This is a genomic window from Oryzophilus luti, assembly GCF_059726245.1.
In genome coordinates, this window is the sequence record NZ_AP040874.1 from 143,621 (window position 1) to 158,682 (window position 15,062).

Genomic DNA, 15,062 nt, shown 5'->3' on the forward strand with positions numbered 1-15,062 from the left:
TGAAAACAGACATTCAGACTACGGCAGGTTGTAACGAACACCAGTCATGATCATGTGTTCGTTGCCCTGGCCATAGCCGCCCTGGCCTGCCCAGGTGTTGCGCTGGGTGAAGGCATAGAAGCTGCCAAACTGAACCGTGCCCTGCTTGCCCTTCCACACGCGGTACCAGAAGCCCGGATGGATGGTGAAGATGCTGCGGTTCTGGCCGCTGGACATGCAGGCGGTCGAGGAGGTTGTGCCCGGGAATTCGCGGCCGCAGCCGGCGTCCCAGAACTGGGTGGCACCGAAGCCGGTCACGATCGGAGCGTTGGTCGCCGTGGTGGTTGCACCGAACAGCGCAGTGTTGCTGGTGAAGACCGTGCGGCCGTAGTACTCGAAGCCGCCGTAGATGTTCACGTCGAGCTTCGGGGTCGGATGGGCTTCAATGCCGATGATGGCCTGTGCCGACTTGACCGGCACCGGCTTGCCCTTGGTGTCATAGGTCACGTCCGGACCACCGGTGGTGCCGTAGCGGCCAATGCCCTTGCCCATCAAGCCCTGGATTTCGATATCCAGCTTCTTGGCCACGACCGGCAGGACTGCGCCCACGCCGATGCCGGCGCCGACGCTGGTCTTGTTGTTGGCGCCCGTCAGAGAGCTCGCAGCGCCGTAGTTCGGGTAAACGCGATCACGGAAGAAGCGCGTGACGCCCTTCACTTCGTAGTGGCCCCAGCCGGGCTCAACGGCGATCTTGGCTGCAACATCAGGCGCCATATCGATGGACGGGGTCTGCGTGGCAGCGAAACCGGAGTTGGTCGGCGAACCGGAGGCCGTGGAGTTCTGGTAGCCCTGAATGTTGCCCAGGGTGGCGATGGAGCAGGATGCCGCGCTGGCGGTGCCAACGCCCTGCAAGCACGCCGAGTTCACACCCATCTCCGGGTTTTCAATGGCGATGGCGGCCCAGGACTTCTTGGTGAGTTCCTTGGTCACGCGGACGGTGCCCAGTCGCGCATAGGAGAAGCCCGTGGTGTAGGAGTTATCGAGAATGGAGGGCAGCCACTCGCTGAGCGGATCGATGCCCTTCTTGGTGGTCTGGAGCAGCGTCCAGTCCTGACCGGCGGTGAGCTGCCAGCCGTGCGGCATCGCCAGGTTGAGGAAGGCCAGGCGCATGCGCGGAGCGTAGCTGCTGGTCTGGGTCTCGTTGGCGTTGGGCGTGGTGCCCAGGAAGTCCATCTCAAAATAGCCCATCGCCTTGACGCTGCCGAACTGGCTCTCGGCCTTCAGCGAAAGGCGGCTGGAACGGCCGCTCATGCGGAACTCATTCATCTTTCCGTTGGCGCTGCCATCCAGCGGGATCGAGCCCCAGCTGTCGGCGGTGTCGCCGTTGGCGTTGTGGTTGCGGTTGATGGTGGTGATGGCCAGGAATCCGCCCGGGGTCAGCTTGACGCCCTTGTAGTGGATCGTGGTGGGCGACTCAAGCTCGTCCACACGCTTGGCCGTCTTCTTCTCGGTCTCAGCGGCGGCGGCCTGGGCCGTCTTCAATTCGGTTACGTTGGCCTGGACCGTGCTCAGCGAGGTCGCCGTCTGCTTGCTCGACGAGGAGGCCGTGTCGGCGGTCGTCTGAGCCTGGCTGGCGGTATTCTGCAGCGAGTCGATCTTCTGCTGCAGCTGCTGCATGGTGGTCTGGAGTTCCTTCTGCAGAGCTTCCACTTTCTGGTGCTCGGCTTCCAGTTGCTCCTTCAGGGCCTTCAACTCTTCGCTGGTGGCGGGTTGCTTTGCTTTGGCTGTCTTCTTTGCGGTCTTCTTCTCCGTCTGGTCAGAGCCCGGATCGAACGCAAAGCTCTGGCCAAACGCAAAACAGACGACCAGCATCAGGGTGAGGATTTTTTGCCACTTCAAACGCATGGAATTCCTCTCTTCTCTTATCTGTCGTTACTTTCCTTGGGACACGGTTCCCCGGGGTACGGTGAAGACCCATTGGGTCTCCGGCTTGCCGCCGGAGGCTTGGAACCGTGGCGTTTGTCGCAAACCTGCGCCCCATAGTATATATGACTTGTATTACTTACAAAGAGCGTTTTTAAACGACCCAAAAGTGCCGGGCGCACGCCTGCCGCGCCGGCTTACGTTTGCGACCCCAGAACCTTACCCATCCGCTCCGCCCGGAGTCCAACGAAAACTCCTAATCGCACATTGAAATTACTAATGAAGCGGAAGCCGTTCCGTTGTGATACCTATCATGGTGTCGGCGCAGCCCCCGCTGTTGGGTGTAGTTCTTAGGAAGCGAACATAAACCGGGCACGACGCCAGCAATCCATACTTTTGCACTCTTGGAGATTCGTCATGGAAAGCAAACTGAATCGCCGTCAACTGGTTACCATGATTGGCACCGTTGCCGTCGCCGGCGCTGCCGGCAAGTTGTTTGCAGCCTCCGAGCAGCCGGCCGCTCCGGCCGCTGGCCCCAACCCGGTGCCGTGGCCGTATAAACCGCTCGACCCGGATGCCGTGGCACAACGCGCCTATGACTCCTACCTGAAGGGCCACTGCATGTACGGTTCTTTCGAGGCCATCATAGGTACGCTCGGCGACCAGATGGGCGCCCCCTACAAGGATTTCCCGTTTGCCATGTTCAAGTACGGCGCGGGTGGCGTGAACGGCTGGGCCACGCTGTGCGGCTCGCTGAATGGCAGCATTGCGGCCATCCAGTTGCTCTCCAAGGATCCCAATCCGGTGATCGACACGTTGATGTCGTGGTACCAGACCGAGCCGCTGCCGAACTTCTACCCCCAGGGCGCCAAGTTCAAGGAAGTTCGCTCGGTGGCCGGTACGCCGCTCTGCCATGAGTCGATTGCGCATTGGACCAAGGCCGCTGGCAAGAAGGCGTACTCGCCGGAGCGCGCCGAGCGCTGTGGTACGCTGACCGCTTCGGTGGCCAAGAAGGCCGTCGAGCTGCTGAATGCGCAGGCTGCGGGCAAGTCGCTGGCGGGCTTTACGCCCTCCAAGCAGACGCAGGGCTGCATGACCTGCCACGAGAAGGGCGGCATGGTCGAGAACATCCGCAGCAAGATGGATTGCGGCGGATGCCACTCAGTGCAGATTGAAAAGGGCCACGGCAAGGTGTAGCCAGGCACTGCCTTCACGCAAGGAATGAAAAAGGTACCCTCTCCCAGAATCAAGCGCCGCAATCTTCAGCAAGCCTGAGAATTGCGGCGCTTCTTTTTGATCTGGGTGGAGAGGATGTTCTCCTGAGGAGCGGGTGGCGCTTACCGCGCGCTGGTGTGGATGAAGCCTTCGCTGGCGTGCTCAAAAGTGAAGCGCCGGAACATTCCCGCCAGTCCTTCCGGCTTTGGCCCCGCCGGATAGACGAAGGCGAAGTGACGCGGCACGCGCAGCCCCTGCACGTGGCGGGTGGCAATGCGGTGCAGCGGCAGTCGCGGCAGAATGGCGGCCCGCGTGACAAAGCCAATTCCCAGGCCGGACTCGACACTGGAGATGATTGCCTCGGTCGAGTCCAACTCCATCACCACGTTCATGTCGTGCTTGCGAAGGCCGGCCTTTTCCAGTGCGGCTTCCAGCACACGCCGCGTACCCGAGCCGCGCTCGCGCAGCAGGAACGGCGCGCCGCGCAGTTGCTCCATCGTCAGCTGATCGAGCGCGGCCCACGGGTGTTTGGCGGGGAAGATCAACACCAGTTCGTCTTCCATGAACGGCTCGGTGCGGACGTCCTTGCTGAGCGCCGGGCCTTCAATCAGGCCGATGGCAATCTGCCCCGCCAGCAGGTACTCCACAATTTCTTCCGTGTTGCCGCTGATGATCTGCAACTGCACCTTCGGGTGCTCGCGCTTGAAGCTGCCGAGCAGCTTGGGCAGCACATACTGCGCAATGCTGGTGGAGGCTCCCGCGCGCAGCTCGCCGGTGTGCTCGCCGGTCAGCGCCGCCAATTCTTCGAGGGTGCGGGCCGCCAGATCGGCAATTTCGGAGGCTCTCCGTTGCAGCACTCGTCCGGCGGGCGTCATCACCACCTTGCTGCCGGAGCGGTCGAGCAGGCGCACGCCCAGTTCCTCTTCGAGCGCTTTGATCTGGAGCGTGACTGCCGGCTGTGTCAGGTGCAGGCTCTCGGCGGCCCTCCGGAAGTTGAGGTGCTCGGCCACGGTGCGGAAGACTTTGAGACGGAAATTTTCCATTGGCATGGTTGCGCAACACTGTAACCGACACCTAGCGGCGCACCCTGTGATAGTTATCACACTCCTTGAGTGAGTTCCTAATAAGGAAGTCAAATCCGAGATAAGTACTTCTGCTTGGACACCGCGCCCGGCAGGCGAGACGATTCACACTCGCGGATGTGTAGAGAGAAATACAGTGCCTGTATTTGCGTCCGCGAGTGTGATTTGGATTCGTCAGTTTTCATACAAATAGGAGAAGCACCATGAACCTGGCTCGCATTCTCAGAGTCATGATGTGCGGTGTGCTGCTTTGTTCGCTCGGCTGGCTGCAGGCGCAGGAGCCGAAGAAAGAGAGCAAGCCCACCGAAACCAAGCCCGCGGCCAAGCCGGAAGCGAAGAAGGCCGAGGAACAGGGTCCGCGTACGCTGGAAGGCTACGTCGAGCAGGAAAAAGGCTTTTATAACTTTCTCAAAGCCAATCACCCGATTTTCAAGTACGAAAAGGAAGGCCGTTTGGTGGGCAAGTATCACATCAGCGACCGCGAAGAGGAGTTCACTGAAGAGGGCGGCAGCGCCGCCTATGCCAAGGACCACAACCGTCAGGTTGCTCTGACGTATCGCCTGGGCGTGGAGTCGATCCTCGATTACCCGAACAAATTCGTCGGTGCCAAGAAGTGTGCCGAGTGCCACCCCGCGCAGTATGAAAAGTGGGAGCGTTCGCGTCACGCCAAGGTTGTGCGCTTCCCTGACGAGATTGAGGAAGCGCCGAATCATGATGTAAAGGCTCCTTTGTACGGCGGCAAGGGACCGTCGGTGCTGCCGGAAGGTATTGATGCAAACTCGGTCTACGCCATCATCGGCACGCCGCGCACCAAGTACGGATTCATTGACAAGTACCTTGTCCGTGGCACCTACCACGTTGAGGGCGGCAACTTCAACGACGGTACCGGCGTCCTTGTGGCCGGCGGCAACCAGCACTCGCACCACTGGGCGGAGAACATGACGCCCGAGGTGGCGCACAAGATCGCCGCTTACGTTCCTGGCTTCCCGACCGAGCTGAAGGACTTCGGCGACAACGGCTCGGCTGTTTGGGGGTTTACCTCCTACGGTGCCAAGAATCGCAAGAGTATGCTCTTCCAGCCCGCCACCTCCTACTGCGAGATCTGCCATACCTTCAAATTCGACTTCAAGAATGAAGATGAATTCATGGCTGCTTTGGGCAATCCGCAGGAACTGCGCAAGCACACCGTGAGCAAGGGCATCACCTGCGAGGAGTGCCATGGCGCGGGCGCGCACTTGTACGGTGCGCGCGGCGCAGGCATGCCGTCCAACTGCGAACGCTGCCACCAGCGCTTTGCCTACAACTCCGACGAAGCCAAGGCCGATCCCAAGAAGCCGTTCACTTCGTTCTTCAAAACGAAGTGCCCGGCCTGCGGCACCGAAGGCTCGCAGTCTTATGTGACGGCGCATTATGAGAAAGGCATGCGCTGCGGTACCTGTCACGATCCGCACGAAGTCACTGCCAACGACTGGAAGTCGAGCTACACCCAGCCCGGACTCCGCAAGAAGTGCCAGGACTGCCACACGCAGCAGGCTGAGTTCTTCAAGGAGACGGTGGCGCACAACGGCCACGACTGCACCAGCTGCCACATGCCGAACATGATGAGCTGCGAGAACTTCGGCACCATCCAGTACCCGGACTACGGTGGTTTTGACAATGAGCGCTCTGCCCACATCTGGCGCATCGTCGTTGATCCCGAGCTGAAGTCGCTAAACCCGCCGCCAGGCAAGGACCGCAACTTCAAGGATGGCGCGTGGCGGCTGAACCGCAAGGATGGCAAGCCGTTCATCGACCTGATGTGGTCCTGCGGGCGCACCAGCTTTGGCGACGGCAACGTCATCAACGCGGGCGGCTGCCACAGCCCTGCGCAGTCCGATCAGCCTGAGGAGTTGAAGTTCAAGAACCAGAAGATGATCTTCGACAAGGTCATGGCCTGGCAGACTCCGATCAAGTCGGGCGTGAAGGACGTGAAGGCCGAACTGGCAACGCTCGGACCGAAGCTTGCGACCTCAAAGCTGCCCGCGCAGCAGAAGGCGCAGGTGCAGGTGATGGTCAACCAGGCGCAGGCCATCATTGCGTCCATTGAAAAGGACGGCTCCTGGGGCGTGCATGCGCCCGAGTTCACCTTGAAGAAGGTGCAGGAAGCCAAGACGCTGGCAGATGGTGCAAAGGCCGCACTGCTGCCCGCAAAACAAATGGCGAAGAAGTAGCGCCAAGCCCGGCCGGGGTGGGACCTCCTGCACCCTGGCCGGTTTCCTTTTCAATGGAGTCCGCGATGTTGAAACAATGGGGAGCACTAATTCTGTTGCTGGCGCTGTGCTGCGTGCTGGGCGCGTCAGCCGTTGCGCAGGATGGCGAGCCGTACACCATGCTGAGCTTGCGCCAGGTGGATGAGATGCTGGGCAAGCCCGGTGTCTACCTCATAGACGTGAACGTGCCGGAAGTCTACGAACAGCACCACATCAAGGGCGCGGTGCATGTCACCGGCGAGCATCTGAAGAAGTTCCTGCCGCGCGACAAGAACGCGACACTTATCTTCTATTGTGCCGAGCGCCGCTGCACGGGCAGCGAGGAGGCCGCGCGCGAAGCCGTCAGGCTTGGCTATAAGAAGATTTACACCATGCCCGATGGCATCTTCGGCTGGGTCAACTCCGGACGCCCGTTCGAGAGAGCCGCAAAGTAGTCTTTGACTCCAACAAACGCTGCGGGGGCAGCCGACCCCGGCTCCGCAGCGTTTTCTCGTGCTCACTTCGGCGGGGGGCGCATTTCAGAATTACGCGCACGTCACAAATGGATTGACATTGCGGAGGAGCAAGAACCCCGCGTGCGAGCAGTGTCTTGCCAAGGGAGCATCCGCCGCGGCGCGGCACCTTGCTCTTCTGCAAGATTGCGATTCCCGAGCAATCCTCCATGTACGAGCAGTTTTTTCGCCTTTTCTTTGAGCTTCGCATTGTTCCGGTGGTAAGGTGTTTTTGAGGCGTGGATGACTGCGGAGGTTGTTGCAGGCACCCGAAGTCAGTCATCGGACGGCCTCGCCGATCCTGAGCAAGTATTACGATGCCGTCGCCCGTCGACACCACGATCCAAGGGAAGCTCCCCTTTACGTGAGTCCAGCCGCCCATGCACACCCGGCGGGTAGGCTTCGTTCGCTCTGCAATGCTCTTCAGTTCCTGCAATTCCTACTAAGCAGGACTGAGGCAATCTGTTTGCATCAGACTTTCAGAATCCAAGGGATTTCAGGACTCATGTTCTGACGTCCGTCCCGCCTGGTGGCGCACAACGCAATGTTGAAGCGCCCCGCACGTCCGTTTCGAGCCCCGGCACACGGGGAGCTTCAGCAATGGTTGCACGCAGCCCACAAAGGGTTCGGCCTTGCAATTGGAATGAAGCAAGAAACACAAGGACGAAACATGCGGAATCATGCAAACTTATTCCTTCTCACCGTTTTCCTGGTGCTGTTGCTTGTTGGGCAGGCATTCAGTCAATCTACGGGCAGCCTGCTGGGAGATGTGACCGATACGACCGGCGCGGCGGTTGCCGGAGCAACGGTCACCGTGCGCTCTGCCAATACCGGTCTTGTGCGCACGACCAAGACCGATGCCGCCGGGCATTTCAACACTGCGCTGCTTCCGGTCGGAACCTACAACGTGGACGTGGAGTTTCTCAACTTCCGGACCGCGCACCTGACCGACGTGCGGTTGCAGACCAACGAGAACAAGAAGCTCGACTTCTCGCTGGCGCCGGCAACGGATACGCGGCAGGTGCAGGTGACCGCCAACGCCGTGCAGGTGGAAACCACCAACCCGACGCTAGGGCAGGTCATCACCGCCGAGCAGGTCGCAGACCTGCCGCTCAATGGGCGTAACTTTGTGCAACTGGCCTCGCTGGCGCCGGGCACCATCCAATCCACAGCGCAGAACACGCAATTCACTGGCGGTGGCGGCAATGAGACATCGATCCGCGGCGGCTATTCGCTCTCGGTCGCAGGCTCGCGTGAGAATGCAACCGACTGGCTGCTGGATGGCGTGGACAACAACGAACTGACGGCCGGCGCCATCGCCATCATGCCCTCCATCGACTCCATTGAGGAGTTCAAGGTACTAACCAACAACTACTCGGCGGAGTATGGCACGCGCGGCGGCCCCACCGTGGTCGTCAGCACCAAGTCCGGCACCAACCAGTTTCACGGCTCGCTCTATGAGTACCTACGCAACAAGGTGTTGAACGCGCGCAGCTACTTCGCCACCGAAAAAGAGAAATTCAACATGAACCAGTTCGGCGGCTCCATCGGCGGACCGATTGTGAAGGACAAGACCTTCTTCTTTGCCGACTACGAGGGCGAGGAGCAGCACAAGGGAAGCCCCGTGCAGGCGCAGGTGCCAACGAAGCTGATGAAGCAAGGCAATTTCAGCGAGTCGTTCTCGGACTACTCGGCGGTGCAGATCTACAACCCGTACAGCACGCACGTGGATTCGGTCACCGGAAAGCTCACACGTGCCCCGTTCAAGTGCGACAGCGACGGCAACGCAATCACCCCGGCGGCCGATGGCACGCAGAGCGGGGGAACGGCCTGCAACGTGATTCCAACGAGCCTGATGAGCCCGATTGCGCAGAAGATGATTGCCCTGCTGCCGGACCCGAACCAGACGGGAACGCTTTCGGCCAACTATCTCTCCACGCCGGTGCAGACGCTGAGTGACAAGAAGTTCAACCTGCGGCTGGACCACCGCTTCTCAGAGCACGATACGGTCTTTGCCCGTTTCAGCTATGACCAGGCAAGGTCTTACCAACCCTCCGGCCTGCCCGGATACGGCACCACGGGCTATGGCTTTGGCAGCACGGAGACCTTTGGCAACCATGGGCGCAATGCGGTTGTTTCGGAGACGCACATCTTCTCGCCAAACACGATCAACTCGGCCTCGTTCGGCTACAACAGAATCTTCAACTCCATCGTCTCTTACGGTGATGGCAAGTATCTGAGCAAGCAGCTGGGAATTCCGAACTCCTACAACGACACTTACCTGATGAGCGGTTTGGTCGATGCCGTCTTCAGCAGCGGGTACTGGGGCGTGGGAGACGCGGGTTACGCGCCGTTCCAGGGCGGCACCAACGTCTTTCACCTGCGCGATGCGCTGAGCCTTGTGCGCGGCAAGCACACGCTCAGCATTGGCGGCGAGATCCGCCGCTTCCAGTTGAACGTGATGACCGGTGGATTCCAGAATGGCTACTGGTACTTCGACAGCCAGTTTACGGCGGGGATGACCGACGGCGCATTGGATTCGAGCACCGGCTCGCCGGTGGCCAGCTTCCTGCTCGGGCTGCCGAGCTACGGACAGATCAACCAATTGTTTGACGGCACCACACGCGGCACTCGGTGGACCGAGTTCCGTCCCTACGTGCAGGATGACTGGAAGATTCTGCCGAATCTGACGATCAACCTCGGCCTTGCGTACAACGTAACCACGCCCAAGGTGGAGGTGCACGACCGCCAGGCAAACTTCGACTGGGCGACCGGCGAATTCCTCATCCCCGGCCGGACGAGCGGTCGCACCGCCGGGGTTGAAACCGACTGGACCGGATTGGAGCCGCGCATTGGTTTCGCCTGGACTCCGCGCAACAACGACAAATGGTCGGTTCGCGGCGGTTACGCCATGTATCACGATTCCGGCTGGAACCTTGGCAGTCAGACACTGTGGCAGAACCCGCCGTTCGTTGCGGCACCGAGCTTTTCGGCGGACAACCTTTATCCCTCCTCAACGTTCACGCCGGAACAGGGTTTCCCTGTGGTCGCCAAGACCTATGACACCAGCGCCTTTGCCGGTTACACGCTTAACTTCCAACCACTGCACAGCAAGCTGCCGCGCATCCAGCAGTTCAACCTCAGCGTGCAGCATGAACTGCCCGGCGCAATTCTGCTGACCACCTCTTACACCGGCTCGCGCGGTTCGCACCTGCTGGTTGCGAACGAGAACTTCAATACGCCGGGACCGAACACAACGGGCGAAAGCGGCAAGTATCCGCAATACGGCTTCATCAGTTGCTACTGCGACCGCGGCCAGCTCCGCTATGACGGACTGGAGATCAAGGCGGAAACCAAGAACGCACGTCGCGGACTCTACATGCTGCTTGGGTACACCTACTCAAAGGCCTTCGACAACGGACTTTCCGATTACCAGGGCACTGCCGGGGGCGTCAGCTATTTCCCGCTGAGTGTTGCAGGCAGCTCTGATAAAGGCTTGTCAGAAATCAACGTGACGCACAACATCGTTGCCAGCGTGCTCTACAGTTTGCCCGTGGGCAAGGGACACCGGATCGGAGGCAACTTCAACACGGTGGAGCAGGCGGTGCTCGGTGGCTGGCAGTGGAACACCATCGCGCATCTGCACTCAGGCTCGCCGCTGTTCATGAGCACCGCGGTGAACAACTCGGGAACCAACCTTGGTGGCAACGTGCCGGGCTCAAACCGTCCGGACCGCGTGTGCAGCGGAGACCTGAGCGGCAACAGCCGGCAGAGCTTGAACGAGTGGTTTGATACTTCCTGCTTTGTGGACCCGGCGGCGGGCAAGCTCGGCAATAGCTCGCGCAGCATGCTGTTCGGGCCGGACTTCGTCAACTTCGATGTCTCGCTCTTCAAGACGGTTCCGCTGTGGCGTGAGGACACCAAGCTGCAGTTCCGTGCGGAAGCCTTCAACGTCTTCAACCATGCCCAGTTCGCGCAGCCCGGAACCACGGAAGGCGCAGCCGGCTTCGGTATGATCCAGTCAACGGTCAACAATCCACGCCTGATCCAGCTTGCATTGCGGATCATGTTCTGAGGTACGGAGAACGATGACAGCACAAGGAAGCACGCAATCGCGGGCTGAGAGTTCGGCCCGCTACTATGCCTTCCGCCTCACCCCCGGAGAAGATCTTCTCCGGGGGCTGAGGAAGTTCGTGGACGAACACGATCTGCGCGCGGTGGCCGTGGTCACCTGCGTCGGGAGCCTGACGAAGGCGCGGCTGCGCTACGCCAACGCGGAGAAATGGGTGGAAAAGAGCGGGCACTTTGAAATTGTCTCGCTCTGCGGAACCGTGGATGAGGAGACGGAGCACCTGCACATCGCCATCTCTGACGGAGAGGGCAATTGCATTGGCGCCCACCTGGGCGAAGGGGCCATTGTCTACACCACGGCCGAAGTGGTGCTGGCCGAGTTGACCGACGTTGAGTTTGAGCGCGTCTACTGCACGCGCTCCGGCTATGAAGAATTGAGCGTGAAGGCGCGGAGGAACAGCATTGAAGATTGAAACCCGCACGCTCGCGCTGGTCGCCTTCGGGGCGGTGATCAACATCGTTGCCGGACAGATCAATCAGTGGCTGCGTCTGCCCATTTTTCTTGATTCCATTGGCACCATCCTGGTGGCGGTGCTCGGCGGCGTGACCGCTGGCGCTGCCACGGGACTGGTCGCGAACCTCGCCCGCTCATTTGTGGCAGGGCCTGTGGAGGCGGCGTTCGCACCCGTGGCCATCACCATTGGCGCAGTCGCGGGATTGATGGTCAAAGCCGGATTGTTCCGCCGGTGGTGGGGAGCTGCCATCTCCGGCGTAGTCATTTCGCTGGCGCTGACAATCGTCGCGCTGCCCATTCAGATCTATTTGTTCGGCGGCGTTACCGGAACCGGATCGGACGTTGCCGTGCTCTACTTCCTGCACGTTGGCAAAACGCTGCTGAGCGCCGCCGGAGTTACCATCATCGCCTCCAACATTCTGGACAAGACGCTGAGCTGCATCATTGTGTGGGTGATTGTGCAACGCCTGCCGCAGCGTTTGCGGCAGCAGTTCGCGCCCGGTGCTGCGGCGGGGACGGCGACGATCTCATGAGCACGCTTCTCTATGCTCCGGGTGCAAGCTGGCTGCATCGCGCGCATCCGTTCACCAAGCTTGCTGTCCTGCCATGGAGCATCGTTGCGGTTCTGACGATGCCGTGGCAGGCATTATTCCTTGTCGCCGTGCTGATGATGGCGCTGACTGGCGCCTGTGGCGCGGGCCGTACGGCCGTGCGGCTCTGGCTGGCGACGATTGCTCCGCTGGCGATTGGGGTGGTGATTGTGCAGGGTTTCATGCTGCATCCGGCAGATGCAGCCATCCTGAGCCTGCCGTTCAGCCGGGCGGGGCTGGCGCTTGCCGCGCTCACCCTTGGGCGCATCGGGCTGCTGATGGCCGCATCGCTGCTGGTGCTGGCCACTACGCACCCCTCGGAGTTGCTGAAGGCGCTCGACTCGGCGGGCGTCTCGCCGGGCCTCTCCTATCTCGCAGCCAGTCCGCTGCTGATCGCTGGTTCCTTTGCGGCCAAGGCGCGTGAAATCCGCGATGCGCAGCAATGCCGCGGGCTGGATGTGCAGGGCTCCCTGTGGACCCGCGTTCGCACACTGCCTGCCATGGTGGTGCCCCTCGTGATTGTTGGCCTGGAAGACGCGCAGCATCGTTCGCAATCGCTTACGGCGCGTGCGTTTCGCGCGTGGCCCGGACGCACGGTGCTGAATCCGCCCGCAGATTCTTCCATGCAGAAGGCCGTGCGCTGGTTGATGCTCGTGGCTGCCTGCGTGCAGGGAGGCGTTGCGCTGTGGCGTTGATCGAAGTTCGAGACCTTACGTTTGAGACGATGGGGCGGCCGGTTCTGGCGCGGGTGAGCCTTTCAATCGAGGCTGGTGAGCGCGTGGCGATTGTCGGCGGAAACCGCAGCGGCAAGACTGCGCTGGCAATGTGGCTGGCCGGATGGCTGCCCGCAACGGAGAGTCCGGTGCGCGGGGAAGTGCTCTTTCGCGGAAAGCCCTGGGGCGAGTATTCGCTCGCGGAGCGCGCGGCGGCCGTGCAGTTTGTGGGGGCCACGCCGATGCAGCAGCTCTCAGGCCGCGAGTTCACGGTGCGTGACGAAATTGCGTTTGGGCCGGGTAATCTGCGCCTTTCCGAGCACGAGGTGCGCGAACGCTCGGAGGAGGCAGTTGCCGCCTGCGGGCTGGAAGCGCTGCTCGATCGCGATCCATACACGCTCTCCGGCGGCGAGCAGCAGCGCGTGGTATTTGCCTGTGCGCTGGCCATGCGTCCGGAGGTTCTTGTGCTCGATGAGCCATTCTCCAGCCTTGATCCGCAAACCACCGCGCGGCTGCTTGCGGTGCTGGCATCGCTTCCGTCGGCAACCACGCTGTTGCATGCCGAGGTTTCACCGCAGATTGCGGCGCAGACTGCGCAGCGTTTTGTGTTGTTGCAGGATGGGCAGTGCCTGGCGGATGGGCCGGCCGGAGAAGTGTTGCTGCATCCTGCGGCGGAGGCTGCGCTCGGCGTGCTGCCGCCGGCTGAAGCCGTAAGACTAGCGCGGCAGCGGGGACTGTTGGCTGATTGGACTCCGGTCCCTGTCACAATCGAGGGCGCGCTGGCTGCGTTCCGGGAGGCCGGGAATGCTCAGGGCTGAGAATGTTTCGTTCCGCTACCGCGAAGGCAGCACGGTGCTCACGGCGGTAGACTTCACGGCCCGACCCGGCGAACTGACAGTGCTTGCCGGGCGCAATGGAGCGGGGAAGAGCACGTTGATGCGCCTCTCAAACGGGCTGCTGAAGCCCACCGGCGGCCGCATTGTGGTTGAGGAAATCGATACTCGCACGAGTTCACCGGCCAAGCTTGCGCGTGTGGTGGGTACCGTTTTCCAGGCGCCCGAGCAGCAGATCTTCCATGCGACCGTTCGCGCAGAGGTGGCGTTCGGGCCTGCTCATCTTGGAGTGAGCGCTGCCGAAGTCGCGCAGCGAACGGAGGAGGCTCTGGTGCGCTGCGGATTGCAGCAGCAGTCAGAAACGCATCCGCTTGACCTCGACCGCTCCAGCCGCATGTTCGTGGCCCTGGCCTCCGTGCTGGCCGTAAAGCCGCGCGTGCTGCTGCTGGACGAAACGCAGCGCGCGATGGATGCCAGCAGTACGCGCCGGTTGGAGAGCATCCTGCGCGACGAGAAGTCTGTGGGTACCACCGTCGTAGTCGTCTGCCACGATATGGAATTCGTCGCCAGAAACGCCGATCAGGTGCTGGTGCTGCACGAGGGCCGGTTGCACAGCTGCGGAGCGCCTCGCGAGTTCTTCTCCCGGCTTGACCTGCTGCAACAGGCGGGATTGCTGCCAACTGCCATTCAGCAATTGGCGCAGGCACTGGGCCTGCCGCTCAGTTTGACGGCGGAGGAACTCGTGCAGCACTGGAGTCAACTGGCAGGGCGGAATTGATGCGGCGTGGCGCCGGCGATTGCACCGGTAGAAGGTGTGCAATCGTTAAATCAAGTTAGTCTGAATCCCCGCATCCGCAGCTAATGCCGATGCGGGGAGACCGATCAGTGTTGGCTACGGTTTCATCAGAAGCACGTTGACGGCCTTGACGACGACTTCCACTTCGTCACCCACCTTCAGGTCCATCTCGTGAAGTGATTCCAGGGTCATCACAGAGCCCATCTGCGATTTGGCTGGGATCTCCAGCTTGACCAGGCACATCACGCTGCCTTCTTCAACCTTGGTTACTTTGCCAATGATGCGATTGCGTGCACCAACCTTCATGTTGACGCCCCTTCCTGTTGCAGGATCAAGGTAAGACCGAATTCAAAATGTTTGCACCGTGCTGCTTGCAAGAGCTGATGCCCGGTTCGCACGGCAGCCCGGTTTGCGAAGGGCAGGAATCCGCAAACGCTGAACAGTAATCCGCCCCGGAAGGTATGTCAACCGGCGGGCATTAGTGTGGCAGACGCGGGCGCAGATATCCGTAGGTAAGCGTGCCCAGTGTGGCGCTGACCACCGCAACCGAGAAGGCTGGGACACCGGCTCCAAGACCTCGCGTCCGCATCGCCTCTGGAAGTGAGA

12 protein-coding genes are annotated in these 15,062 nt (G+C 61.1%); 9 read left to right on the forward strand and 3 right to left on the reverse strand.

Features of this window, described 5'->3' with window-relative positions; genetic code table 11:
• Positions 1–18: 18 nt before the first annotated feature.
• A complete protein-coding gene (locus tag AC6IZO_RS00605) occupies positions 19–1,884 on the reverse strand; it encodes a hypothetical protein (RefSeq protein ID WP_497806933.1) in 1,866 nt (621 codons plus the stop codon).
• Between the two features lie 435 nt (positions 1,885–2,319).
• On the opposite strand from AC6IZO_RS00605, the gene AC6IZO_RS00610 reads away from it, so the two are divergent.
• Positions 2,320–3,099 (forward strand): C-GCAxxG-C-C family protein, encoded by a 780-nt coding sequence (locus AC6IZO_RS00610; RefSeq protein WP_497806935.1) that lies wholly within the window; start codon positions 2,320–2,322, stop codon positions 3,097–3,099.
• A gap of 140 nt (positions 3,100–3,239) precedes the next feature.
• Here the strand turns inward: AC6IZO_RS00610 and AC6IZO_RS00615 are convergent, their stop codons facing one another.
• Entirely contained in the window at positions 3,240–4,160 is a 921-nt protein-coding gene (locus AC6IZO_RS00615; protein ID WP_497806937.1) for a LysR substrate-binding domain-containing protein, read from the reverse strand.
• A 242-nt stretch (positions 4,161–4,402) separates the two neighbouring features.
• Here AC6IZO_RS00615 and AC6IZO_RS00620 point away from each other — a divergent pair, with 242 nt between their 5' ends.
• The 8 genes from AC6IZO_RS00620 (at position 4,403) to AC6IZO_RS00655 (ending at position 14,438) form a co-directional block, all read left to right on the forward strand.
• Positions 4,403–6,409 carry a multiheme c-type cytochrome gene (locus AC6IZO_RS00620; protein WP_497806939.1) on the forward strand — a complete coding sequence of 669 codons (2,007 nt, stop codon included), beginning with the start codon at positions 4,403–4,405 and terminating at the stop codon, positions 6,407–6,409.
• Between the two features lie 65 nt (positions 6,410–6,474).
• Entirely contained in the window at positions 6,475–6,882 is a 408-nt protein-coding gene (locus AC6IZO_RS00625) for a rhodanese-like domain-containing protein (RefSeq protein WP_497806941.1), read from the forward strand.
• An 826-nt stretch (positions 6,883–7,708) separates the two neighbouring features.
• The gene (locus AC6IZO_RS00630) at positions 7,709–11,014 is read left to right on the forward strand and encodes an outer membrane beta-barrel protein (RefSeq protein WP_497806943.1); all 3,306 of its coding nucleotides are present in this window, start codon (positions 7,709–7,711) and stop codon (positions 11,012–11,014) included.
• Positions 11,015–11,027: 13 nt separating this feature from the next.
• Positions 11,028–11,483, forward strand: a complete 456-nt coding sequence (locus AC6IZO_RS00635) for a PPC domain-containing DNA-binding protein (RefSeq protein ID WP_497806945.1) — start codon at positions 11,028–11,030, stop codon at positions 11,481–11,483.
• Positions 11,473–12,057, forward strand: a complete 585-nt coding sequence (locus AC6IZO_RS00640) for a hypothetical protein (RefSeq protein ID WP_497806947.1) — start codon at positions 11,473–11,475, stop codon at positions 12,055–12,057. Before AC6IZO_RS00635 ends, AC6IZO_RS00640 begins: the two co-directional genes overlap by 11 nt.
• The gene (locus tag AC6IZO_RS00645; protein ID WP_497806949.1) at positions 12,054–12,809 is read left to right on the forward strand and encodes an energy-coupling factor transporter transmembrane component T family protein; all 756 of its coding nucleotides are present in this window, start codon (positions 12,054–12,056) and stop codon (positions 12,807–12,809) included. The genes AC6IZO_RS00640 and AC6IZO_RS00645 overlap by 4 nt, the downstream gene beginning before the upstream one ends.
• Positions 12,800–13,645, forward strand: a complete 846-nt coding sequence (locus AC6IZO_RS00650; RefSeq protein ID WP_497806951.1) for an energy-coupling factor ABC transporter ATP-binding protein — start codon at positions 12,800–12,802, stop codon at positions 13,643–13,645. Before AC6IZO_RS00645 ends, AC6IZO_RS00650 begins: the two co-directional genes overlap by 10 nt.
• A complete protein-coding gene (locus tag AC6IZO_RS00655) occupies positions 13,632–14,438 on the forward strand; it encodes an energy-coupling factor ABC transporter ATP-binding protein (protein ID WP_497806953.1) in 807 nt (268 codons plus the stop codon). Before AC6IZO_RS00650 ends, AC6IZO_RS00655 begins: the two co-directional genes overlap by 14 nt.
• A 114-nt stretch (positions 14,439–14,552) precedes the next feature.
• On the opposite strand, the gene AC6IZO_RS00660 is transcribed toward AC6IZO_RS00655, so the two are convergent.
• Positions 14,553–14,762 (reverse strand): TOBE domain-containing protein, encoded by a 210-nt coding sequence (locus tag AC6IZO_RS00660; RefSeq protein ID WP_497806955.1) that lies wholly within the window; start codon positions 14,760–14,762, stop codon positions 14,553–14,555.
• Between the last annotated feature and the right edge of the window lie 300 nt (positions 14,763–15,062).